This is a genomic window from Alcanivorax sp. 1008, assembly GCF_020667895.1.
Taxonomy (GTDB): Bacteria; Pseudomonadota; Gammaproteobacteria; order Pseudomonadales; family Alcanivoracaceae; genus PGZG01.
Genome location: NZ_JAFMPS010000012.1, coordinates 65,925 through 88,091, shown reverse-complemented (window position 1 = coordinate 88,091; position 22,167 = coordinate 65,925). Strand labels below are relative to the sequence as shown.

Annotated in this window: 16 protein-coding genes and 1 pseudogene; 5 read left to right on the top strand and 12 right to left on the bottom strand. The window is 55.8% G+C overall.

Annotation, left to right across the window (positions count from 1 at the left end; all coding sequences use genetic code 11):
* The first annotated feature begins 44 nt into the window (after window positions 1–44).
* The 3 genes from J1C54_RS12915 (at window position 45) to J1C54_RS12905 (ending at window position 3,920) form a co-directional block, all read left to right on the top strand.
* Window positions 45–881 carry an ion transporter gene (locus J1C54_RS12915; RefSeq protein ID WP_229148522.1) on the top strand — a complete coding sequence of 279 codons (837 nt, stop codon included), beginning with the start codon at window positions 45–47 and terminating at the stop codon, window positions 879–881.
* A gap of 90 nt (window positions 882–971) precedes the next feature.
* Window positions 972–1,700, top strand: coding sequence for a FecR domain-containing protein (locus J1C54_RS12910; RefSeq protein ID WP_229148521.1), 729 nt, complete (start codon window positions 972–974; stop codon window positions 1,698–1,700).
* Between the two features lie 15 nt (window positions 1,701–1,715).
* Window positions 1,716–3,920, top strand: a complete 2,205-nt coding sequence (locus J1C54_RS12905; protein WP_229148516.1) for a CHASE2 domain-containing protein — start codon at window positions 1,716–1,718, stop codon at window positions 3,918–3,920.
* Between the two features lie 17 nt (window positions 3,921–3,937).
* Here the strand turns inward: J1C54_RS12905 and J1C54_RS12900 are convergent, their stop codons facing one another.
* The 5 genes from J1C54_RS12900 to J1C54_RS12880 form a co-directional block, all read right to left on the bottom strand.
* Window positions 3,938–5,917 carry a hypothetical protein gene (locus tag J1C54_RS12900; protein ID WP_229148514.1) on the bottom strand — a complete coding sequence of 660 codons (1,980 nt, stop codon included), beginning with the start codon at window positions 5,915–5,917 and terminating at the stop codon, window positions 3,938–3,940.
* A gap of 2 nt (window positions 5,918–5,919) precedes the next feature.
* Window positions 5,920–6,813 (bottom strand): hypothetical protein, encoded by an 894-nt coding sequence (locus J1C54_RS12895; RefSeq protein WP_229148513.1) that lies wholly within the window; start codon window positions 6,811–6,813, stop codon window positions 5,920–5,922.
* Window positions 6,814–6,837: 24 nt separating this feature from the next.
* Window positions 6,838–11,715, bottom strand: a complete 4,878-nt coding sequence (locus J1C54_RS12890; RefSeq protein WP_229148512.1) for a thrombospondin type 3 repeat-containing protein — start codon at window positions 11,713–11,715, stop codon at window positions 6,838–6,840.
* A 273-nt stretch (window positions 11,716–11,988) separates the two neighbouring features.
* Entirely contained in the window at window positions 11,989–12,546 is a 558-nt protein-coding gene (locus J1C54_RS12885; protein WP_229148510.1) for a DUF1285 domain-containing protein, read from the bottom strand.
* A gap of 2 nt (window positions 12,547–12,548) precedes the next feature.
* Window positions 12,549–13,181: a TetR/AcrR family transcriptional regulator gene (locus tag J1C54_RS12880; protein ID WP_229148506.1), complete on the bottom strand. Its 633-nt coding sequence runs from the start codon at window positions 13,179–13,181 to the stop codon at window positions 12,549–12,551.
* Window positions 13,182–13,324: 143 nt separating this feature from the next.
* Between J1C54_RS12880 and J1C54_RS12875 the strand changes: the two genes are divergently transcribed.
* Both J1C54_RS12875 and J1C54_RS12870 read left to right on the top strand, forming a co-directional pair.
* Entirely contained in the window at window positions 13,325–14,440 is a 1,116-nt protein-coding gene (locus J1C54_RS12875; protein ID WP_229148503.1) for an aminotransferase class V-fold PLP-dependent enzyme, read from the top strand.
* Between the two features lie 39 nt (window positions 14,441–14,479).
* On the top strand, window positions 14,480–15,313 hold the full coding sequence (locus J1C54_RS12870) for a hypothetical protein (protein ID WP_229148500.1): 834 nt from the start codon (window positions 14,480–14,482) through the stop codon (window positions 15,311–15,313).
* A gap of 257 nt (window positions 15,314–15,570) precedes the next feature.
* Here the strand turns inward: J1C54_RS12870 and J1C54_RS12865 are convergent, their stop codons facing one another.
* The 7 genes and pseudogenes from J1C54_RS12865 to J1C54_RS12840 all read right to left on the bottom strand — a co-directional run bounded on the left by J1C54_RS12865 (window position 15,571) and on the right by J1C54_RS12840 (window position 22,133).
* The gene (locus J1C54_RS12865; RefSeq protein WP_229148498.1) at window positions 15,571–15,849 is read right to left on the bottom strand and encodes a hypothetical protein; all 279 of its coding nucleotides are present in this window, start codon (window positions 15,847–15,849) and stop codon (window positions 15,571–15,573) included.
* A 71-nt stretch (window positions 15,850–15,920) separates the two neighbouring features.
* Window positions 15,921–16,241 (bottom strand): hypothetical protein, encoded by a 321-nt coding sequence (locus J1C54_RS12860; RefSeq protein WP_229148495.1) that lies wholly within the window; start codon window positions 16,239–16,241, stop codon window positions 15,921–15,923.
* Window positions 16,242–16,374: 133 nt separating this feature from the next.
* Window positions 16,375–16,809: a hypothetical protein gene (locus J1C54_RS12855; protein ID WP_229148493.1), complete on the bottom strand. Its 435-nt coding sequence runs from the start codon at window positions 16,807–16,809 to the stop codon at window positions 16,375–16,377.
* A gap of 12 nt (window positions 16,810–16,821) precedes the next feature.
* Window positions 16,822–19,674, bottom strand: a complete 2,853-nt coding sequence (locus J1C54_RS12850; protein WP_229148492.1) for an RHS repeat-associated core domain-containing protein — start codon at window positions 19,672–19,674, stop codon at window positions 16,822–16,824.
* A gap of 27 nt (window positions 19,675–19,701) precedes the next feature.
* A pseudogene (locus tag J1C54_RS16755) lies at window positions 19,702–19,788 on the bottom strand (hypothetical protein); the annotation flags it as partial.
* 234 nt (window positions 19,789–20,022) lie between these two features.
* Window positions 20,023–21,336, bottom strand: coding sequence for a DNA recombination protein RmuC (gene rmuC / locus J1C54_RS12845; RefSeq protein WP_229148491.1), 1,314 nt, complete (start codon window positions 21,334–21,336; stop codon window positions 20,023–20,025).
* Window positions 21,333–22,133: a TatD family hydrolase gene (locus J1C54_RS12840; RefSeq protein ID WP_229148490.1), complete on the bottom strand. Its 801-nt coding sequence runs from the start codon at window positions 22,131–22,133 to the stop codon at window positions 21,333–21,335. Before J1C54_RS12840 ends, rmuC begins: the two co-directional genes overlap by 4 nt.
* Window positions 22,134–22,167 lie beyond the last annotated feature (34 nt).

Below are 22,167 nucleotides of genomic sequence, written 5' to 3'. Positions count from 1 at the left end.
GTGGACAAGCGACAATCAGGCCATCTTTGATTAGCAGGGCCCGTATGGAACAGGAACCCCACAGTCTGCGCATTCGCTGGCGACATATTATTTTCGGCACGGACACTACTTATGGCCGACGTTTTGACCAGTTATTGCTAATTGCCATTCTAGCCAGCGTGGTAGCCGTTATGCTGGAAAGCGTGGCTTCAATCGATGCAGTTTTTGGTCGAGAATTACGTCTGATCGAGTGGTTCTTCACCATTTTGTTCACTATCGAGTATCTGGTACGGCTTTGGGTGAGCGCTCGTCCCGCCCATTACGCTCGTAGCTTCTTTGGCGTTGTCGACCTGCTGGCGATCCTGCCCACCTATATCAGCCTTTTCATTCCCGGCGCGCACTACCTGCTGACCATGAGAGCCCTGCGCATACTGCGTCTCTTCAGGGTGATGAAGCTGGTATCAATGATGAACGAGGCCGGATTTCTACTCAGCGCCCTGCTCCGGGCACGCAGAAAAATCGGCGTCTTCTTGTTCAGCGTAATGATTGTCATGTTGATTTTCGGCAGCATTATGTATGTGGTGGAGGGGCCGGCCTACGGCTTTACCAGCATTCCGCGTAGTATCTACTGGGCCATCGTTACCATTACCACTGTAGGTTATGGCGATATCTCACCATCCACCCCCCTCGGCCAGGCCATTGCCTCACTGGCCATGCTGACCGGCTATGCCATCATTGCCGTACCCACCGGTATCGTCACCGCCGAGATTTCCCAGGCCATGGTGCGTCGTCGATTCGAGCGTGAATGCAGTCACTGCCACCTGCATGAACACGATGAAGATGCCAAGTACTGCCGCCGTTGCGGCCATGAGCTGCCCCACAGACCCGATGAACAAGACTGAATGGGAGTAACCATCCCATCAGCCCCCGCGCTGTGCTATAAACACGTATCCCCACCCAGATAACAGGGACTTGCCTCCACGGAGAGAGCCATGAGCGACCAGATTATTGAAGCCCGCCGCCAGTTTCTGCGTTACACCATGGGTTCTGCCCTTGTTGCCGGGGTGACCGGCTCGTCAGTACTGCCAGCTCTGGTGCATGCCATGGGCAAGATCCCGGAGCAGCTGATTGCTGGCAAATCCATCTACGACATGCGCGGCACTGTGTTTGTAGACGGCAAGCTGGCCAATGAAAGCACCTACATCAGCGCCAATTCGTTGGTGGAAACAGGCCGCAGCAGTTATGTCGTATTTGTGATCGGCTTTGATGCCCACATCCTGCGTGACAACAGCAAGGTACAGTTCAAGGGCAAAGACAACATCGAAGAGAGCCTGAGGCTTGCCACTGGTAAACTGCTATCCGTATTTGGCGCACGCACCGGCGGCTCTGTCCATCAGGTACAGACCAGCACTGCCACCATCGGCATTCGTGGCACCGGACTTTATGTGGAGTCCGAAGACGACCTGAGCTATGCCTGCACATGCTACGGCCACGTCGATATCGTCGCCAACGCGGACCCGAGCCAGCAAGAAAAGGTGATCGCCACCCACCATGATTCGCCACGCTACATTGGCAAAGGCGGCGGCTATAGCCAACTGATCACCCCGGCCCCCATGAAAAATCATACGGACGAAGAGCTGATGTTGATTGAGCAGCTGGTCGGCCGCAAACCTGCATTCTCAACGCTAAAGTCCTATACCGCACCGCGTAAAGGCTACTGAAGGTAAGGAGTACCGATGTCACCGGGAAAGTGGCTACGCACCAGCCTGCTGCTGTTGATTTGCGCGCTATTTGTTCTGCATAGCATTTATCTTCCACGCATCCCTCTGCTTGATACGCTGGAGCGCGCCACCTACGACATACGGCTACGGATGACCGTGCCCGGTGGTGTTGATGATCGCATCATTATCGCTGACATTGACGAGAAGAGCCTGGCAGCCCTGGGGCACTGGCCGTGGGATCGAGGCATTCTTGCCCAGTTCATGGACGTGATGTTCGACCACTATCAGGTCAAAAGCCTCGGTTATGACGTACTGTTCGCCGAACCAGATACGGACCCGGGCGTATCTGCCCTCCGTAGCATGGCCGAAAAGGAGTTGCGCTCGGACCGCCAATTCCAGCGCATCTGGAAGGACCTGGGCCCTGCCCTCAATTTTGATCAGCGCTTTGCCGACAGCTTTCGTGATCGTCAGGTCGTTCTGGGCTATGTCTTTGCCCATGGCCAGAGCAGCCAGTTAAACGTATTGCCACCACCTGCGGCGGAGCTGCCAGAGGACTTCGCTGGCCGTCTCGGTTTACCTCAACCCCATGGGTTCTCGGGCAATCTGGAAGTACTGCAAAGCACGGCCTGGGGTGGTGGATTCTTCGACAACCCTACCATTGATATTGATGGTGTATTCCGTCGCGTGCCACTGTTGCAGGAGTTTGAAGGCAAGCTATATGGCTCTTTGGCATTGTCGATGGTGCGGGCATCGGGCAACGACCCGTCCATCGAGCTGATCCTTGATACCCAGAGCAATTACCCGTTTGTTGATGCACTGCGCCTTGGAGACCAGATTGTTCCACTGGCTCCACTGGCAACAGTACTGGTGCCCTATCGTGGCGGCGCCAACAGCTTCCCGTACTACTCCATCAGCGACATTCTGGAAAAGAAAATTCCGCAAGAACAACTGCGCGGCAGAATAGTATTGGTTGGTAGCTCTGCCCCTGGCCTGAAGGACCAGCGGACCACGCCACTGGAGACCACCTATCCGGGTGTTGAGGTACACGCTAACCTGATTGCCGGCCTGCTGGATAACAACATCAAGCGCCAGCCAGGCTGGATCATCGCGGTTGAGTTTTTCCTGCTTCTGACCATCAGCGTTGTACTGGGCGTGATTAATGCTCGCCTCGAACCGATGCGCAGTCTGCTGGTGACAATGGGGGCACTGGCTGCCGTTGTCGGGGGCAACTTATACGCATGGAATAGCGGCTTGGTATTGCCACTGGCCTCACCGGTGGGTTTGATTCTGTTTATCTTCGTTTTCCAGACTCTATGGGGTTTCTTTGTTGAGGCGCGCGACAAGCGCATGCTGGCAAAACTGTTCGGCCAGTACATCCCACCTGAGCTAGTGGAAGAAATGGCCGAGAGCCCCGAGAAAATCAGCGTCAGCGGTGAAAGCCGGGACATGACCGTTTTATTTTCGGATGTACGCGGCTTTACCACCATTTCCGAAGGGCTGGAGCCACAAGCACTGACCCAGCTGATGAACGAAATGCTGACGCCAATGACCCATGTCATCCATCATCATCGCGGCACCATCGATAAATATATGGGCGACGCAATCATGGCCTTCTGGGGCGCCCCTCTAGAAGATCCAGACAATGCCCGCCATGCTCTGGAGGCTGGACTGGAAATGGTCAAGGCTCTTCCGGGCATTAACCAACGCTTCCGGGAAAAAGGCTGGCCAGAGATCAATATCGGCGTGGGCCTCAACAGTGGCCTGATGAGTGTCGGCAACATGGGTTCGGAATTCCGCATGGCCTATACGGTTATGGGTGACGCGGTGAATCTGGGCTCACGGCTGGAAGGGCTAACCAAGCAATATGGCGTCAATATTATTGTCAGTGAATTTACTCGCGCCAAAGTCCCTGACTACTGCTTCCTTGAATTGGACAGAGTAAAAGTCAAAGGCAAAGACGAACCGGTGGTGATTTTCGAACCGCTGGGTGCCACCAGCGAGCAATCGGAGGAAACCCTGCATCGGCTGGAGCGTTTCCATAGTGCGCTGTCGGAATATCGCGAGCAGCGCTGGAGCACCGCGGAGCAGTCCTTGCTAAAACTGGCCGAAGAAGAACCAGACCGTAAAATCTATCAGGTCTATCTGGAGCGCATCGCTCACTTCAAAGAAGACCCACCGGATATCGACTGGGATGGTGTGTTTACCCACACCAGTAAATAACAATTACTGCTAAATGGTTAACCGCAGATCAGAGGATCTGCGCCGCAATCTGCTCCATTTCTAATCCAGTTGATTAACATCTGATACAGCGCCATGCCGTCCGCGCTGCTACGATCGATCAGCATGCCGCCTCCGTGCTGGTCACGGGTCGGCTTGCGCAGCAGCAGGCTGTTCTCAGGATCGTCCAGATCAACGCGCTCTATCACCTCCGCGTAAACAGTGGCATCCACATCATAAACCACAGGGATGCCCGCATAGGCGCCACCGAGCTGCGCAGTAGCGCTGTGGCAGTCGGTACAGCGCTGCACCCGCCCAGGATAGCTGATATCGCGTAATACCGGCAGAACATGATCCGCAAAAGTCAGTTGTGACGGCGCAGGGCTCAAGCTGTTATCCACGGTCAACGTAACATCCTCACTATGACTGCCACGCAGGTTGCTGACCGTAAGGCGAAGCACATAGTCCCCTTCATGACTCGCATCGAACTGGGTTACAGAGGAGCTGGGGCTAGACAGACTAACCACTGCGGATGGGTCCGCCAGAGACAACACCTGCCACTGAAAGTCACGGGCAAAAAGACTGCCTGAGGCATCAAGCAGCACCGGAGTATCAACCGGACGACTGGCCCCAGGCTTGGCCACCGGCAGCCCCGGTGTGATTACGCAAGCCTGCTCATCATAACGGTCAAACTCCGGCAGGAACGAAGCCAGCAGTGCCGGCGCACCATCGCACCGATCAGCCCAAAACTTCTCATAGTTTCGCAGAGACAGCGGCATCACTCCCCGGTGATAGACATAATCTACAATCAAGTCGCTATAACCGATAAATTTTTCATAGTTGCTAAAATTAATCGCATTACCGTCACCACCTTGACGCTCACCCGCACTGGAGCCACGCACTGAGTGACAGCCAATACAGTTAGGTTCCACGACACGCTTGTATAGCAGATCAACGCCTTCCTGACGGGGCTCCGATGGCAGATCAACGGAGCCGACACAGTCTGCATCAATGGAAGGGTTAACCCTCCAGCCACAGGGAACCGAGTCGTCCTGATAGACCTGACCAAGCAACTCTGGCTGATCGAGATAACGCTTACTGGCAACCTCAACGGCAAAATCCGCCGACCAATGACCAGGGTCTGCCAATGGACGGGCTGCAGACTGCTGGTAAGTATCCAGAATAAAACGATTCAATAACCTCAACGGCTCTTCCTGCTGCGAGCGGGAATAACGACTCACATAAGGAGAGTAGTCAAAACTTTCCAGCTCTAGCAGATTCAGCTTCGCTGACTTGAGAGTTTCCTCAACACCTGGCTCCGCCCATGGAGCCAGGCTGGCAACAATCGCCGCGCTGTCCCATGCCGCCAGAGTTGCGCCGTGACACAGCAGGCATGGCTGTGGCATGGGCTTGTTACCACGACCATCAAGATCCGCCTGCACACTGCGCAGACCGTTCTGGTCAAATGTAAAAAACTTGGCAACTTTGTCTGAGTCAGGGTCCGTGGGATCAATTGGCGTGAACTCAATGGCATTGGTGCCCTGCTTATGATGCCGGTCTTCGCTGATAGCAGCTTCCACATTGATCGGGCCATAGTTGGAAGGATCACTTGGCTGAACTCGCACCACATAGTTATCAACGAATATGGCCACTCGACCATCCGCATGGCGACAACCGCGCATATTACGTCCATAACCAAGGTCCTTGGCGTCGCGAAACACCACATGAACCTCTTCATCACACTGCCCAAACTGGTTGGCGGCTTTCCAGTCCTGCAATGTTGTTCTGTTACTGATCGGGTCCACCGCCCGATAGTAAGCTGCACTCCAGTCAGTACTGAGCACGGCGCCTTGCTGGTCATTCAGATAGCGCAAGAAATTATCGGGCACCTCCACCGCTCGCTCAGCACTGGCAATCGTCTCAGCACCTTCCCTTTCATTACAAGCAGCCAGCATCAGAACCAGCACTGAAAAACATCCCAGACGCAGCAATATACTCATGCTCAGAACCTCTTCAGCAAGCTGGCGCGAACCATGTTCCGCTCATAATGATTGCCCAGATCCGCCTCTACCTCGGCGCGCATGACCGACACATCAAAAGACATACTTTTACCGACGGGCATATTTACGCCAGCCAGGAAAGTATTAGTTCTGGCATCCAGACGATAGGCAATCCATTCGCCACAAAAAGTACCGTTATAAGCATCATCTGGCTCAATGGCTGTGGATGCGTTAATCAACGGCAAAATATCGGTAGCAAACGCACCATTGCAAAAAATACGCTGCGCCGATGAAAAAACGTCTCCGCGAAGATGGCTGTAGGTAAAATAAGCTGCATATTTCCTGGCAAAAAAGTAATCAAAATTCCAGAAGAATCGTCTGTTTTCAACATCAAAAACCACGCTCTCCGCATCCGCATGACGATACTCGGCACCAACAGACATGGTAATCCTATCGGTGAAACGACGGGTTATAAAAAGCTGGGTTTTCAGGACCGTACTGTCACGCTGATCAACCCCTATATCATCATCCTGCAGGGAAACGTTCCACTCGATCAACGGAGAAGAGAAAGACGAATCAGGCTGCCAACGAAAAGCGGCGCCAGCCCCCAGGGTGTTGCGGTCAAGCAGATCCACTTGATCGAAACGTTCGCCTTCTGCAAAACCCGACAGGGCGATAAGGCTACGGGGACTCAACTGCCGAAACCAGCTGAGACTAGCCTGAATAGAGGCGGATACATCCTCAACCTGATCACGTTGTCGCTCAGCACGGGACTGATTGTCATCATAGTTAACCGTAATATCTGCATTGAGCTGAATATCATGCAGATCAATCGCCCAAACCTGGGAATTAGCAAACAACAGTCCGGGCAAAAGCCAATTTCTGAAAAACTTCATTCGCTTACATCCATCCCTGGCAGCTCAAACATAACGACGACGCGACAACGGCAACAGCAGCAGGAGCCAATACAAAAAGGCCATGGCTCCAGCGTCATTCGGGCCACTGCTCGGCACTTTCGGTTCTTCTACCTCTGCCTTCGCCACAGCGACGCCAGAAGGATCACGAATTACGCCATTAGCTGTGCCGTCAGCGTCGTTCGGGCCTCCATCGGTCATTTGCAAGCGGACACAGTTATCTCCAGCTCTCAGGCCGGGACTCCAAAGCGCAGAGCCCACCGCTGGACAGCGGCCGTCGGTGGCCATAGCGCTGGCGATACTGTCACTACCGGTTTCAACAAAGCCATGCCAACCGTCAGCATCGTACTTACGCCAGACCGCCTGGGGTGGCAATGCTTGAACCAATGGCAATACTACCCGTGCTGTGCGATTAGCTTCGTTGAGTCCGAACACATCGAAGTCATAGAGAGTGCCGACTACCGCGTAGTCCGGATCAACTGGCAACTCAGAGCTATAAACTCGCACGCCCCCGCGACCTGCACGCAATGCATGATCGCCAGAGGACAAACGCAGCCCTGGCTCTGTGGAGATCGCATTACGCAGCGCCTGACCAAGCTGTGTGGTCTGTTGCAGCGGTTGCAGCACCGGGTCATTCAAGTTGTCACGGTAATCCGGAATGCCATCGCCATCACTATCACCAAGACCATCACTGGCATCCGGCACGCCGTCACCATCCTGATCGTTGATTAACACGGCGACCAGCACACCCTCTTCATAAACTTCGGTTTCATCTTCAAGTAATGGAGCCTGAGCCTGAACAACCAACTGCAGCGAACGCCGCACCGTGGCTATGCCATCTGATACTGCAACCCGAACACGATACTGCCCGGCAGATAGCCCCGCTGGGTCAAAGGACTGCACATTGCTATTGCCACTAAACGATAGCAATGGATCCGTTTCAGTCCAGTCATAACTAAGCGTATCACCGTTGGCATCACGAGCATCTGCAAGCACCTCAACCAGCCCCTGATCAGCATAGACATGACCGGACTGTCTACCCATCTGACGGCTGCGTAGCTGCAACTCCGGTGGTAGCTGACGATCGACAATCAACACCCTGTGGGTAAGCGTATCTCCTAACAACGCATCGCCACTGATGTCCGTCAGGGTGATATCGACGTAGCGATCCTCTCCAGTGGCCAGATTCGGCGCAACAGTAAGTTCGATAGTTGAGCTAACTCCCGCAGCGACCGGATAGAAGTTAGCCGATAGCTGATAATCGACACCCTCAACTGCGGAGCCTGAAAGGCCATACTGCACTGCTATTGGATAGGATGGCGCCTCCCCACCCAGCAGAATCGGCACCTCCACGGTTTGCCCTCGGCCAACCACCTGAGCTCCGCCGGATGTTACCAGCGGCAAAATATCAATTTGCTGAATCGCTGAACCAACATTGCCAGCGGCATCTTCTGCCTGCCAGCGCAGCAAGTGTCGACCCGGGCGTAGCTGGCGCAGATGGCCAGATGCTGACGCTTCTACCAGCTGGCCATTGATTGCCGTGAGATAGGCGGGAAGCGGACCATCAATACCGTCTTCGGCAGTGGCCGTGACGATAATATCAGTGAGGTAGGCAATCTGGTCCGTGCGAATGTCTTCCACGCTAACCTGCGGCGCCACAGAATCGACCACCAGCGCCTCGCAGTCAGCCAGCAGATCGGCGGCACATGCCTGATACTCGGCGAGATTGCTTAGCCCGTCGCCGTCCAGATCTGCCAGCGCATCGCTGGCATCATCGGCATCCAGCCCATAGAGATCTTCGATATCGTTGGGGATGCCATCGCCATCACGATCCGGGTCACAAAGATTACCAATGTCGTCATCGTCCAGATCAGCCTGATCAGGGTTAGCATTGACCGGGCAGTTATCTGCGTAGTCCGCCACACCATCGCCATCCGCATCCTGCAGAGTGACCTGAATAGAGAATGACTCGGTATCGGCGGCGGCACCATTTTCACCACCATCCGCTACTCGCACCGTTACCGGATAACTACCGGCGGTATTCTGCCCTGGCGTCCAGGAAATAACGCCGAGGCTGCTAATGGTCATGCCGTCGGGAGCGGTGTCCAGACTCCAGGACAGGCCAGCGCCGTTATTTACATCGTCCGGGTCGGTTACCTGAACCGCCAAACTGAACGATGACAACTCCTCCACGGACTGAGCGGCAATCGCGCTTAACACGGGCGCGTCGTTAACCGGTGTCACCGCCACTGTCCATTGCTGTTGTGCCGCAACAGCGCCATTTTCCAGCCCATCCTGCACACGCACACGCACAGTTCCAGAGCTCAACACACCATTTACCGGCGTCCAGGTGACGAGCCCGGTACTGCTGACCAACATACCTGCTGGTGCGCTAGTCAGTGCGAAGCTGATATCGCTACCATTGTTGCTGTCATCCGGGTCACTAACCAAAACCTGATAGCTATACTGAACATCTTCCGTCGCGGTTAACGGCGCCGCGGAGGTGATAGTCACCGGATCATTCACCGGCGTCACGCTCACGGTGAAATTCTGTGTTGCAGGCAAGGCACCGTTTTCCCCGCCATCCTGCACACGGACAGTCACACTACCGCTGGTCAGCACACCTTCGGTCGGAGTCCAACTGATAGTGCCGGTACTGCTGATGCTCATGCCAACAGGCGCATTCTGCAGCGCCCAGGACAACGCAGTGCCATTGTTGGCATCATCCGGATCCGTTACCCCAACCGTATATTGATACAAGGTATCTTCGGTCGCAGTGGTAACTGCAGAGCTGATGATCTGTGGCGCGTCGTTCACCGCAGTGACAGAGACTGTAAAAATTTCACTGTCCGGCAGGGCGCCGTTTTCACCGCCATCACTCACCGTAACCGTCACCGCGCCGCTACTCGAAACGCCCTCAAGTGGAGTCCAGGTAATCAAGCCTGTGCTGCTGACCACCATGCCGGCCGGCTCATTGGCAAGCTGGAAAATCAGGTTGGCGCCATTATTGGTGTCATCCGGATCAGTCACCTGTACCTGATAACTATATTGAGTATCTTCTGTTGCCACCGTAGGCGCAGTAGAGGTAATCACCGGCGGATCGTTCACAGCGTCAAGAGAAATAGTCCAGCTTTGGGTATCGGCTACCGCACCATTCTCTCCACCATCCGCAACACGCAGCGTGACATCGGCGGTGGTAACCCCATTGGGCGGCGTCCACTGCACCAAGCCGGTTGTACTTACTGTCATTCCAGCCGGCGCCGTATCAAGGCTCCAGGTCAACGCCGAACCATTATTAAGATCATCCGGATCATTTACGCTGGCTGCATAGGAGTAAAGCACAGCTTCGGTACCGGAAGTGGACGGAATCGAGCTAATCACTGGAGCGTCATTAATCGCGCTAACGGTGACATTCACAGTCATAAAAGCAGACTGACCTGTACCGCCGGAGCCGTCACTGACCTGAACAATAAAACTGTCGCTGCCAAAATAGTTGGCATTAGGCGTGTAAGTAATGCTCTTGCTGGCGCCGCTGGCAGAAGTCGAGTTAGTGCCACCGGATATTCCGGCTGTTCCATTTGATGCCGCGCTACTGATGCGCCAGTAGAGCGTTGCGTTGTCCACATCACTGGCGGTCAGACTGCGCGAAAAGGGCGTCGGCGAACTGTCTTCTGACATAACAACAGCCACCGGCGAAGCAACACTGAAGGTGGGTGCGTCATTGACCGCATTAACTGTGACGTTGACTGTGATGAAGTCTGACAAACCGGTGCCGTTACTACCATCACTGACCTGCACAACAAAACTGTCGCTACCCGTGTAGTTGGCTGTCGGTGTATAGGTAATACCCTTGGCAGCGCCACTGGCAGAGGTGGAGTTAGTGCCTCCTGAAATCCCGGCAGTGCCATTCGATGCGGCACTGCTAATCCGCCAGTAAAGCGTTGCACTATCCACGTCAGTGGCATTCAGGCTGAGCGAAAAAGGAGTCGGCGAGCTGTCCTCTGACATGGACACACCGACGCTCGCCCCCTGACTGATTACCGGCGCATCGCTGACCGCACTAATGGTGACGTTGACGGTAATATCATCGGTGGTAGTACCATCGGATATTCTGACGATGAACGTATCCGCGCCGTTATAATTTGCGTTGGGTGTATAGGAAATCGATTTCGCAGTAGCTGTGCCGGCAGAGACACTGGCAGTGCCGTTATTGGCCTGATCAAAGATAGACCAGGTCACGCTCTCGCTGGCATTCAAAACCAGACTGAATGGTGTGGGCGAGCCGTCCTCAGACATAACCACGCCGACGCTCGCGCCCTGACTGATGGACGGGCAAGCACTGGTAGCAAAACTGCGCCGTGTCCCCTCTCCCGAGCCAACCGAGTTAGTACCCCAGGCCTTGAAGTAATATGTCGTACCGCAAGAAAGGCCGGAAACAGTGCGACTGTATGAGGTCGATGTCAGACCACCGCCGGTACCAGCAGGGTTAGTGGTTGAAGACAGGCTGCCACCATCTGCATCAATGGTGGAGAAACTGGTGGAGTAGCGAAAGAATGCACCGCCGCTAGCATCGGAGCCATTTTCATTAATGGTGCCGTTAAGCGTCGCGCTGTATTTGGAAATAGACGAGGCCGCGCTGGTAGTCATAGTCGGCGCCGCCCAACGCGGGAAGCCACTACTTTGCCAACCGGCGAAAAGGGATTTTCCGTCAGCATCCAGATCGTCGCCGGAGGGCATTTCGCCACAGGAAACGCGGTTTGCCATATAGTTATGGCCACTTACTGCACTACCGTCATAACCAGTTACGCAGGAAAAATCCGCCGTGGTAGTCAAACCATAGCTGTTTACGTTACTCCAGGTATCCAGATAAGGAAGTTGCGGCACATCCGCCGCGGCCGAGTGACAACTGATACAACTCAACGTTGAATAGCTAGTCCCGTTGAAGACAGTCGCACGGACGCCGGCTGTCCCCTCATAGGTCACAGCGGCAAAAGAAGTGGTACAAAACGATGTGCCGAGCAAGAGCGCTAACGCCCTCGCCATGGTTCTCAAAACATCCATGACTTGAGTCAACAACAGCCCCGATTGCCCGAGTATATCCCGGTAAAGGCACTATGCCGCCACCCAATTGTCAGATATTTTCAGCCAATAAACCCGCTATATACTCCCCAGGGTAAAGATTTTGCCGGCACTATGAACGCGCAGCTCCGTGCGCCCATTTTCGGTGCATGACTCAGCCCAGTCGACAAGTTGATAGAAAGACGGGCGATCAACTCTCGCCCACAAACCAGCGCGCACCTCGACGGCCGGCCGAGGCTCATCATCCGCACTAATCTGGACCTCAAGGGGGTGCGCCTCACCAATCACCAGCTCCTCGCCCACATTCGTGGTAACCAGCAACATACTGATGCCGTCACGCTCGAGCCGAGCAACGGAGTGTGCAATAAATGGTAAGTCATCAACCTGAATGCGCCATTTTTCCACCGGCGTGACGAGGACATAATCCTCACCTTCACGGCGCAGAATGGAAGAAAATAGCTTTACCAGCGCCGTCCGTTGAAAGACCGTGCCTTCATGATACCAGCGGCCATCGGAAGCAATGCGAATATCGATATCACCGGACAGCGGCGGCTGCCATTTTTCCAGCGGTGGGCCACCGGGAGATTGCTCAGCCTCAGCAAGGCGAGCCAGCAGGTCGTCCAGCGCTGAGGACATACTCAGTGGCCCCGCTGGCCCTTGTTACCCATGCGAATACCAATATTGACGAGAAAATCGAGAAAATCCGTCTTGTCGTCAATGAGCTTCTGGTAGAAGGGAGACTCCATCAACGCCACAGCGCCGTGAGCCAGCGCCCAGGCAATACAAATATGGTAGATCTCGGGAACATCCTCCAGCGTGCCTTCATCAATACGCGAACGCACAATCCGGCTAAGGTGTTCGAAGTTGGCGGCGCGAATACGATGCAGCTTTTCCACCAGCTCAGGCACTGCATGATCTTTAATCACCTTGTTCTCAAGCCGATCAAACAGCTGGTAGCGCTTCGGATCGGCAATACGGAAATGGAAATAATCCCGGGCCAGCCGCTCCTTGTCGTCTGATTCACGAATCTTGCCAAATCGCTCGGCCAGAGATTCCTCGTAACGAATCATCAGCAGCAGATAGATTTCGTTCTTGGTTTCGAAGTGTTTGTAGATAGTGCCCTTGCCGATGCCGACCTTGTCAGCAATCATCTCTACCGTGACACGGTCCTCGCCCTGCTCCAGGAACAACTCCAGAGCAGCGTCCAGAATCTCCCGCTCACGCTGGCGGAACTCCTGGGCTCGACGGGTCGCTTTTTCCAGATCACCCATTGGTATCTCCTTAGGCGGGGGCACAAAGCTCAAAAATGACTGGCAAGTCTAACGGAAAATGGCCCATCAGTCCTGCTTCCGGCCCATTTTGAAATTCACCGCACCCCCCATTAAACCGGTGCCAACGACAGGATTTCGTGAGCATGGCAATTGACCTTCACCGAGAGTTCCCCCAGGACCCGGCAATGCTTTACCTGAATCATGCGGCGGTGGCCCCCTGGCCGGCCCGCAGCCGGGATGCGGTGATCCGCTTTGCCGAGGAAAATGCGCGCAGCGGCGCCCGCCACTACCCGCAATGGCTGGCCACCGAACAACGCTTGCGAGAGCAACTGAAGACGCTGATTGGCGCGGCTTCTGCCGACGATATCGCCCTGCTGAAGAACACTTCTGAAGGGCTGTCCGTGGTCGCCAGTGGCCTCGGTTGGCAGCCGGGAGACCGCATCCTGATCAGTGATCAGGAATTTCCCTCCAACCGCATTCCCTGGCAGGCACTGGCCACACAGGGCGTCGAGGTCAGCGCCGTGTCACTCGACGCAGATGACCCGGAAGGCGCCCTGATTGCCGCCATGGATGAGCGGGTGCGCCTGCTGGCCATCAGTGCCGTCCAGTTCGGCAGCGGCCTGCGTCTGGATATGCAGCGGCTCGGCGAGGCCTGCCGGGCACGCGGCATCCTGTTTTGTGTGGACGCCATACAGGCCATCGGCGCCATCCCGGTCGATGTACAGCAATGGCAGGCCGACTTCGTTGTCGCCGACGGCCACAAATGGATGCTTGGTCCAGAAGGACTGGCGCTATTCTGGTGTCGGCCAGCGCTGCGATCAAAGCTGACACTGCACCAGTTCGGCTGGCACATGGTGGAACAGGCTGGCGATTATGATCGTCAGGACTGGCAGCCTGCCTCCTCCGCCCGGCGCTTTGAGTGTGGCAGCCCGAATATTCTCTGCGCCCACGCCCTCAGTGCCAGCCTGTCGCTGCTGCTGGAGGTGGGCATGGATCAGGTGAGTCAGCGACTGGCAGACCGGGTCAGCCGTCTGCAACTTGGCCTGCAGCAACGAGACATGCAGCTGATCAGCCCGCCGTCACCGGACAGGCGTGCCGGTATTGTCACCTTCCGATCCACCCGGGAGGACACTCCTGCCCTGTTCCGGCGACTCACTGATGCCGGCGTGGTCTGCGCGCCACGGGGCGGCGGCGTGCGCCTGTCACCACATTTCTATACCAGCGATTCGGTCATCGACCGGCTGCTGGCGGTGCTGTAACGTGACCGCGCAATCAGAACAACGGCAACGGTAGCCATCATGGACCTGAACAGTATTTACCAATGGTGCTGTGATTTTTTGCAGCATGACCGCCCCGGCAGCGTCATTCGCCTGTCTGACTTTGACCGGCTGAGCCGCACCCTGCAGCCCGGCGATGTGATTCTGATTGATGGTCGCAGCCGCCTGGATGAAGCCTTAAAGAACGTCACCTCTTCGCGCTGGTCGCGGGCGATTCTCTACCTTGGCCAGCCGCATGATATTGCCGACCCGGCCCTGAGACGCCAGCTTGACGGCTATCTGGCCTGCGGCCCGGATACCCGACTGATCCTTGATGCGCGACTGGACAGCGGCATTACCCTGCAATCACTTTCCTTGCTGGAGCACGAGCACCTGCGTATCTGTCGGCCACGCAGCCTCAATAATGAAGAGCGGCAGGCACTGATTCGTCATGCCATCAGCCGGCTGGGAGTCGGAGCACAGCGGTCCTGGTTCGCGGTGATGACCCTGCTGCTGCCCTGGTCATTATTGCCCCGCCGCTGGCGTTGCAGTGCTTTCGCGGCACTGGCCGGCAGCCTGCTGCGCCAGATCACCGGCACTCCAGTGGGCGAAGCCTTCGGCTTTGTCCAGTTTCCGGTGATGCCACTGGTCAAACAGGAACATGGTGGCGTTAGCCAACTTTACAGTCGCCAACCCGGCATCTACTTTGCCTCGGACTTTGATCACTCCCCCTACCTGGACATCATCAAGTACCCGTTTATCGACCAGCTTGATAATCGTCGCATACGGCTGCAGCCGTGGACCGGCCAGCAAAATGATCTGGGCACAGTGACGGAGATAAAGTCGCAAGAGAAAGCTGTGCGTTTGGTTGAATAGTGGCGGAGGTCTGCTGCCTCACTCTCCGATGATGAGTGAAAGATGTCTGGTAAACTGGTGGCGATTCACAGACCTCGAACCCGGTACATGCCCTCCGGACTCCGTACAAACCCTTTCTTCGATATTTTTCACCTCCAGAAACAGGAAACCCCGCTCAGTGGCGGGGTGTAAAGATTACTTCTCTTGTTTCTTATACCTGGCGAGGGGTCAAATATTGGCCGGTTCGCCTATCACAGCAACTCCTCATCAGGATCGAACTACTCATCCGGACTTCCCCTACTAATGAACTTGAGAGACTTCGGCACCACCTCATCCGGAGGGAAGTATCCCAGCTGAACAAGGGATCCTCGCTTATCGTCCAGCTTTATGAGCCACAAGGAAACATCGCCGTACTCGAACTGGGAGTTCTTCTGGGACTCACCCGGCATATATACCACCTTGCCCTGGACTCTCTTTCTGAGGAACGGCTTGTATGAGACGACGTCTCCGAGGCGGATATCGATATCAGTGCCAGGATATGAGAGGAATTCAGTCATCGGACGCTCTTAAATTCGCTAATCCGACAGTCATTAGAACCAGCTCAGTCTATTCAATGACAGCAACCTCGCTATTTCAGTCGCTTAATCAGACTTCGCACTGCTTTCTCCCTCATGCTCTTGTACCGCTCAATGTCCGCGGGCGCCTCTGACACTAGACGGACCAGATCATCAAATCGGGGCTCGCTTTCCAGAAACAGTAATCGGGAAGCCCCTACACTAATGATCACAGCAACGGGTTTTGGGCCATCATAGTCCACTTCAATCTGCAGCAAGTCATCCGCAGAGGCGACAAAGGCAACGCCTGAGCCCGGCATCTGCCTGAAGACCTGAGCCTGCCCGTCTCGAAGTGACGCGAAAAGCGCTTCAACGAGGTCTTGATCTACGCTCACTCAGCATCACCTCCAGGCAAGAAATAGCAACAGGTAAAAGGAGACTTGCTAGCTCCATGAGCCTCAATGCTTGGTTAAGTGTGAAATGTGAGGCCCGACTCCTGAGTGCTCTCTTTATCTCTAAAGAAACTCCCTACGCTCTCGAATCCAATCGATCATCAGAGACCAGCGCCGAGAAGTCATATCCGGCTTTGCCGATAAATTCAGAAACCCTATTAATATATTCTTCCGCTCCTTCGAGAACGATGCGAAACGGAATTGGTCCACACGGGCTTACCTCGGAAAAATCAGAGCAGAGCATCATCCCGCCATCTTGATACTTTAGCTCTAGCAATACGTCATCCATTTCAAGCGGCTTGTACACAAATTCGCGTGTTCTATTTCGCAACCATCTTGCTAGAAGAACAGCAAACTCAACGACATTAGAGTACTCTTCCTCAAGGAAGATTTTATCATTAAAGATGATCTTTAAACGTCCTGTGACTCCAATGTAAAGATCCCAAGCATCAGTCTTTCTAGTAGTGTCAAGATCATCCGCTTCGAATCCTATAGTCAATTTCTCTGGCATAACTAGACCTCGTCACTTAACTGGATAGGACGTGATTATCTTGCCCGTTCGGGTGAACACAACTTTAATCCGCGTCTGCCCTTTTGTCCCAACGACGCGGCCTACATCGGCTATCAAACTCCACGAGTCAGAACTATTTCTTGCCACTTCAGCACGCCTTGACCTCAACGCTTTTGCAATATACCTATTTGGATTAATGACATCGCTTAAGAACTTTGACTTGTTCCCGCTGCTGCCCTGAAGGTGATATCTCTTGACAACATAAGATCTTGCCCTGGCCTGAGCCATAGCACGACCCACGAACAGTCTGAGACCTCCGGCGGCTCGTCCTGCCCGGGCTCCCAACTGCCTTGTAATGTTTACCGTGGCACTCGTCGCCAGTCTCGCGGCATTTCCAACTGCAGACATCAGCGAACCAATGGACATTTGACCAGAGGGATCCACATACCTCACCGGGTCCGCATTCGCATACAAATACTTATGCAGGGTAACCGGATCCTGACTCCGCCCCATCCAGGTATCCATCTGGCTGAACCTTCCTACACCCTGGTCGTAGTAACGCGCCCTCAAGTAGTACTGACCCAGCCCCGAGTCATACTGCTCCCCCGTGTACCGATAGGCATTGTCCGAGCTACCTGTGCTCGCAAGCAGCTCCCCAAACGCCTCGTACGCATAGGTGTCGGTTACTGCCTCCGAACCATCAGCCAAGGCCCTTGTCGTCCCCAACCCGTCATACAGGAAGAACCGCTCTTGCCCTGCCCCTTCGCTCTGGCTCAGCAGGTCATCGCCGTAGGTGTACTGCTTTGTGGTGAAGCCATTCTCGATCTCGGCCAACACCTGAGCGTACTGCTGGTTATGGTCCACCACGAAGTTAGTGGTGATGCCGCTTTCGCTGCGACTGGTGCGGATGCCACTGATGTCATAGCCGAACAGCAAGGTGCCATTCGGGGTTGTGGCTTCGATCAGACGGTTGCGGGCATCCCAGCTGTAAGTCGTGGTGCCGCTGCTGCTCGATTCGGTCAGCGTGTTGCCATTGGCATCGTAGCTATAGCTGGTGCTGCCCTGACTCAGGATTCGGTCGTTGCCATCGTAGCTGTAGCTGGTGATCTGGCCATTGACGGTGGACTCCAGTCGATTGCCCACCGTGTCGTACTGGTACTGAGCCAGATGATTGCCGTTTTGCGGATCGGTAATCGCCTCTTCCACCAACCGGTAAAGATCGTCGTAGCGGTATTCGCTGATCCGTCCGTTATGCTCGGCGATACGAGTGCGGCGCCCCGTGGCATCCAGCGTGTAGTTGTACTGCTGCAGCACGGTGCCGTTGCTGGCGCGACTGGTGAGCTGCGTCAGGCGGTTCAGGCTGTCGTAGCTGTAGCTCGTCCTGACGCCGTTCGCCTGTGTGACGCTGGCGCGGCTGCCGGCGGGGGTGTAGGTGTACGTTGTGGTGCCGTGCTCGTCGGTGGCGGTGTGCAGCCGGTTCAGGGCGTCGTAGCTGTAGTTGACCGTTCTTGGGGTGCCGCCGGCTGGCGTTACCGTCACCGAGGTCTTGTTGCCGTTCAGGTCGTAGGTGTAGGCCAGCTGCGAGCCGTCGGGCTTGGTTTCCCGGGTCAGGCGGTCTTGCTGGTCGTACTGGTAGTGGGTGACCTGCGGCAGGCCATTGGTGGTGAGGGTGGTTTCGATTACCCGGCCGGCGTTGTCATAGGTCCAGGCTTCCTGTGTACCGTCTGCATAGCTTCGGTTAATCAACCGGTTCAGGGCATCGTACTCACTGGTGGTGAGCTGGCCGTTGAAGTCCGTGTGGCGGATCTGGTTGCCGTTGGCGTCGTACTCGAAAGTCTCACGCTGGCCCAGCGGCAGGATGCGGGCGGTGACGCGGCCCAGAGCATCGTATTCCCAGCTTGTGGTGCGGCCTTCGGCGTCGGTCTGGGTAAGTTTGCTGCCCTGGCTGTCGTAGCTGTAGAGCGTGGTCAGGGGCGCGCCGTTCAGAAACTGGCGCACTGTCGTGAGACGGCCCAGTGCATCGTAGTCGTACTCGGTGCGGGTGCCGTTCTGGTCAACGCTGGCGGTTTTGCGGCTGAGGGCGTCGTACTCGTCGCTGACCGTGCTGCCGTCGTGGAAACGGGTGGACACTTTCTGGTCGAGACTGTTGTAGGTGTAGCGGGTCTCGTGGCCGTTGGCGTCGGTTTCCATAACGAGGTTGCCGTTGGCGTCGTACTCGAAGCTGTGGCGCTGTTCGAGCGCATTGATCACAGCGGTGCGACGGCCGGCGGCGTCGTACTCGTAACGGGTGCGCTGGCTGAGGGCATCCACTTCCGCGATAACGCGGCCGGCGGCATCGTACTCGGTGGTGCTGGTGCTGCCATCCGGGTAGCGGGTTTCGGTCAAGCGGTTCAGGACGTCGTAGGTCATCACCGTGGTGCGACCGAGGCGATCGGTTTCTTCCACCAGGTTGCCTTCGGCGTCGTAGCGGCTGCTTGTGGTGGTGTCGTCCGGGTACCGGGTGCTGATCACGCGCCCGTAGGCGTCGTAGCTCATTTCCGTGCGCCGGCCGAGCGCGTCAACCTGTGCCACTTCGTTACCAGCCGCGTCGTACTCGGTGCGAGTGACATTGCCCAGCGTGTCGGTGACGGCGATGACGCGGTTGAGAGCATCGTACTCGTAGGCGGTGGTTTCAGTGCGACTCTCGCCATCGTGGATGCGGCTGATGGACTCGGTAAGCACGTTGCCGTTGGCGTCGTAGGTCCAGCTGCTTACGTTGCCGAGCGGGTCCGTTTCAGTGAGCTTGTTGCCGGCACTGTCGTAGGTATAGCCGGTGGTCTGGCCTGCCAGATCCGTGGTGCTGGCCACCAGCCCATTGGCCAGCATGACGTTGCTGGCGGCATTACCCTGCGGATCGGTGATCGATAGCAGATTGCCAACACTGTCATAGCTGTTGTCAAAGGCATTGCCTTTGGCATCTTCGATACGAGTTTCCTGACCACGAGTGTTGTAGGCAAAGCGGGTGACATTGCCGAGCGCTTATTTCTCAACGGAATGATCCCCCCGGACAGATAAGGAATCGATCTAACCGTCTTGTTGCCGAAGCCGGGTTACTCGCGCAAGCTGGCGGGGCGGTGTCATCCTCCTCGATGTGACACCGGCACAGACGCGGAGGCGCACTGCCTCCGGACATCTGGCCCGACACCCTCCTCCCCCGGATTGTCGGGCTTTTTTTTATTCTTCGTTGTCATCCTGAGGTGCAGGCAGCTGCTTGCGGGCCCTGGCACCCAGTGATTGCAGCTTGTGCGCCTGGCCGAGAAGGTTTCCCCGGCCACGGCTCAAGCGATCGTAGGCGGTGTCATAGGCCTTCTGTGCCTTGCCCAGCTTGTCGCCAACATCATCCAATGACTCGGCGATCAGGGTGATCTGGTCACAAATCTTGCCGGCTCGATCTGCAATCTCCAGGGCATTTCGATTCTGATATTCGTTACGCCAGATATTGTTGATCGTGCGCAGGGTGACCAGCAAGGTGGTCGGGCTCACCAGCACGATATGCTTGTTATAGGCCTCGTTGTAGAGCTCGGGCGCTTTTTCCATGGCAGATAAAAAAGCCGCTTCGACAGGAATGAAAAGCAGCACGAAATCCAGTGTCTGCACCCCATCAAGGCCTTCGTACTCTTTGCGGTTCAGGCCGCGAATATGTGAGCGCAGCGACTGCACATGCTCATCCAGCGCCTGACGGCGCAGCTCCTCGTCGTCCTCTCGGCAAAATCGTTCGTATGCGGTCAGGGAAACCTTGGCATCAACGATCACATCCTTGTTATCCGGCAGATGGACAATCACATCCGGCTGACGGCGCTGACCGGATTCGGTGGTCATGGAAACCTGGGTTTCGTATTCACGGCCACGCACCAGACCGGACTCTTCCAGAATCCGCTCCAGTATCATCTCGCCCCAGTTGCCCTGGGTTTTGGTTTGACCTTTCAGCGCGTTGGTCAAGTGCCGCGCATCTTCAACCATGGTCTGGTTCAGTTGCTGCAGGTTACGGATTTGCTCCAACAGCGTGGCCTGCTGACGATTGTCATCACTGTGAATCTGATCTACCCGGCGGCGAAAGTCCTGCAGCTGCTCACGAAACGGTTTCAGCACATCATCCAACCCGGTACGGTTCTGCTCCTGCAGTTTCTGGGTGCGTTCCTCAAAAATCCGCGCCGACAATGCTTCGAAATCCTTTTTCATCTGTTCGCGACTTTGCTCAAGCCAGTTAAGTCGCTCCTGCTGGTTCTTTTCCCGCTCCTGCCACCGCGCTGACTCAGCACGCGCTTCCGCCAGCTGCTGCTGATTCTCACCAAGCTGGCCACGGGCCGCTGCCAACTCGGCCTGCATAGCCACAAGCTGTTGCCGCGTGCCATCAAGCTCAGTCTGTAAACGAATCTGTTGATGGGCGTCGGCATCGTCCGTGCGCAGACGCCACCATGCCAACGTTGCACCTGCTAACAGACCGAGCAGCAAGGCAAGCACAGAGGGCACCAAAGCAGATAGGGTCATACCGGTTTCGCCTTATTAAACAGAGAGAAAAAATTATCCCGGGTGATGGCGACAAGCTCTGTCGCCGGCAACTGCTTCAGGTCAGCAACAAAGCGGGCCACATCGGCGACAAAGCGTGGTTCGTTCTGCTTGCCGCGGTGCGGTACCGGGGCCAACCAGGGTGCATCCGTCTCTATCAGCAAACGCTCCAGTGGCAGCGCTCTGACCACATCGCGCAGGGGCTCCGCATTGGCAAAGGTAACAATCCCTGAAATGGAAATATAAAAACCAAGCTCCATGGCCTGCTCAGCCATGGCCAGATCCTCGGTAAAACAGTGCAGCACGCCACGCACCTTGCCGTCACCAAGATCACGCAACATGGCGATGGTATCCTCGCGCGCATCACGAGTATGAATCACCAGTGGCAGACCGGTTTCCCGAGCCGCCGCAATATGTTCGGCAAAGCTCTCTCGCTGCCCGCGGGTATCATCTTTTGCGTAAAAATAATCCAGCCCGGTTTCGCCAATGGCCACCACCCGCGGATGTTGCGCAAGCTCTACCAGTTCAGCGCGCGCCGCAGGACGAGACTGACGATATAGTGGATGGACGCCAACCGTGCAGTGAACATGGGCATAGCGCTCCGCCAGCTCCCGTACTGCCGGAAAACTCTCCATATCCACACCAATGCACAATAGATGGCTGACGCCGGCCGCCGCTGCGGCCTCCAGCAACTGGGGCAAGCCCTGCGGGTAGTCTTTCAGGTCAATCCGATCCAGGTGACAGTGAGAATCCACCAAACCGTTCAGCGCTGCTGTCATGTGCCTCTCTCAAAACTGCAACGCCCGCTGAAGC

Bases quoted from the DNA above. Each gene is read 5' to 3' on its own strand.
- J1C54_RS12915 (WP_229148522.1), top strand. From the start codon at position 45: ATGGAACAGGAACCCCACAGTCTGCGCATTCGCTGGCGACATATTATT.
- J1C54_RS12910 (WP_229148521.1), top strand. From the start codon at position 972: ATGAGCGACCAGATTATTGAAGCCCGCCGCCAGTTTCTGCGTTACACC.
- J1C54_RS12905 (WP_229148516.1), top strand. From the start codon at position 1,716: ATGTCACCGGGAAAGTGGCTACGCACCAGCCTGCTGCTGTTGATTTGC.
- J1C54_RS12900 (WP_229148514.1), bottom strand. From the start codon at position 5,917: ATGAGTATATTGCTGCGTCTGGGATGTTTTTCAGTGCTGGTTCTGATG.
- J1C54_RS12895 (WP_229148513.1), bottom strand. From the start codon at position 6,813: ATGAAGTTTTTCAGAAATTGGCTTTTGCCCGGACTGTTGTTTGCTAAT.
- J1C54_RS12885 (WP_229148510.1), bottom strand. From the start codon at position 12,546: ATGTCCTCAGCGCTGGACGACCTGCTGGCTCGCCTTGCTGAGGCTGAG.
- J1C54_RS12880 (WP_229148506.1), bottom strand. From the start codon at position 13,181: ATGGGTGATCTGGAAAAAGCGACCCGTCGAGCCCAGGAGTTCCGCCAG.
- J1C54_RS12875 (WP_229148503.1), top strand. From the start codon at position 13,325: ATGGCAATTGACCTTCACCGAGAGTTCCCCCAGGACCCGGCAATGCTT.
- J1C54_RS12870 (WP_229148500.1), top strand. From the start codon at position 14,480: ATGGACCTGAACAGTATTTACCAATGGTGCTGTGATTTTTTGCAGCAT.
- J1C54_RS12865 (WP_229148498.1), bottom strand. From the start codon at position 15,849: ATGACTGAATTCCTCTCATATCCTGGCACTGATATCGATATCCGCCTC.
- J1C54_RS12855 (WP_229148493.1), bottom strand. From the start codon at position 16,809: ATGCCAGAGAAATTGACTATAGGATTCGAAGCGGATGATCTTGACACT.
- J1C54_RS12850 (WP_229148492.1), bottom strand. From the start codon at position 19,674: ATGCTGGCCAATGGGCTGGTGGCCAGCACCACGGATCTGGCAGGCCAG.
- rmuC (WP_229148491.1), bottom strand. From the start codon at position 21,336: ATGACCCTATCTGCTTTGGTGCCCTCTGTGCTTGCCTTGCTGCTCGGT.
- J1C54_RS12840 (WP_229148490.1), bottom strand. From the start codon at position 22,133: ATGACAGCAGCGCTGAACGGTTTGGTGGATTCTCACTGTCACCTGGAT.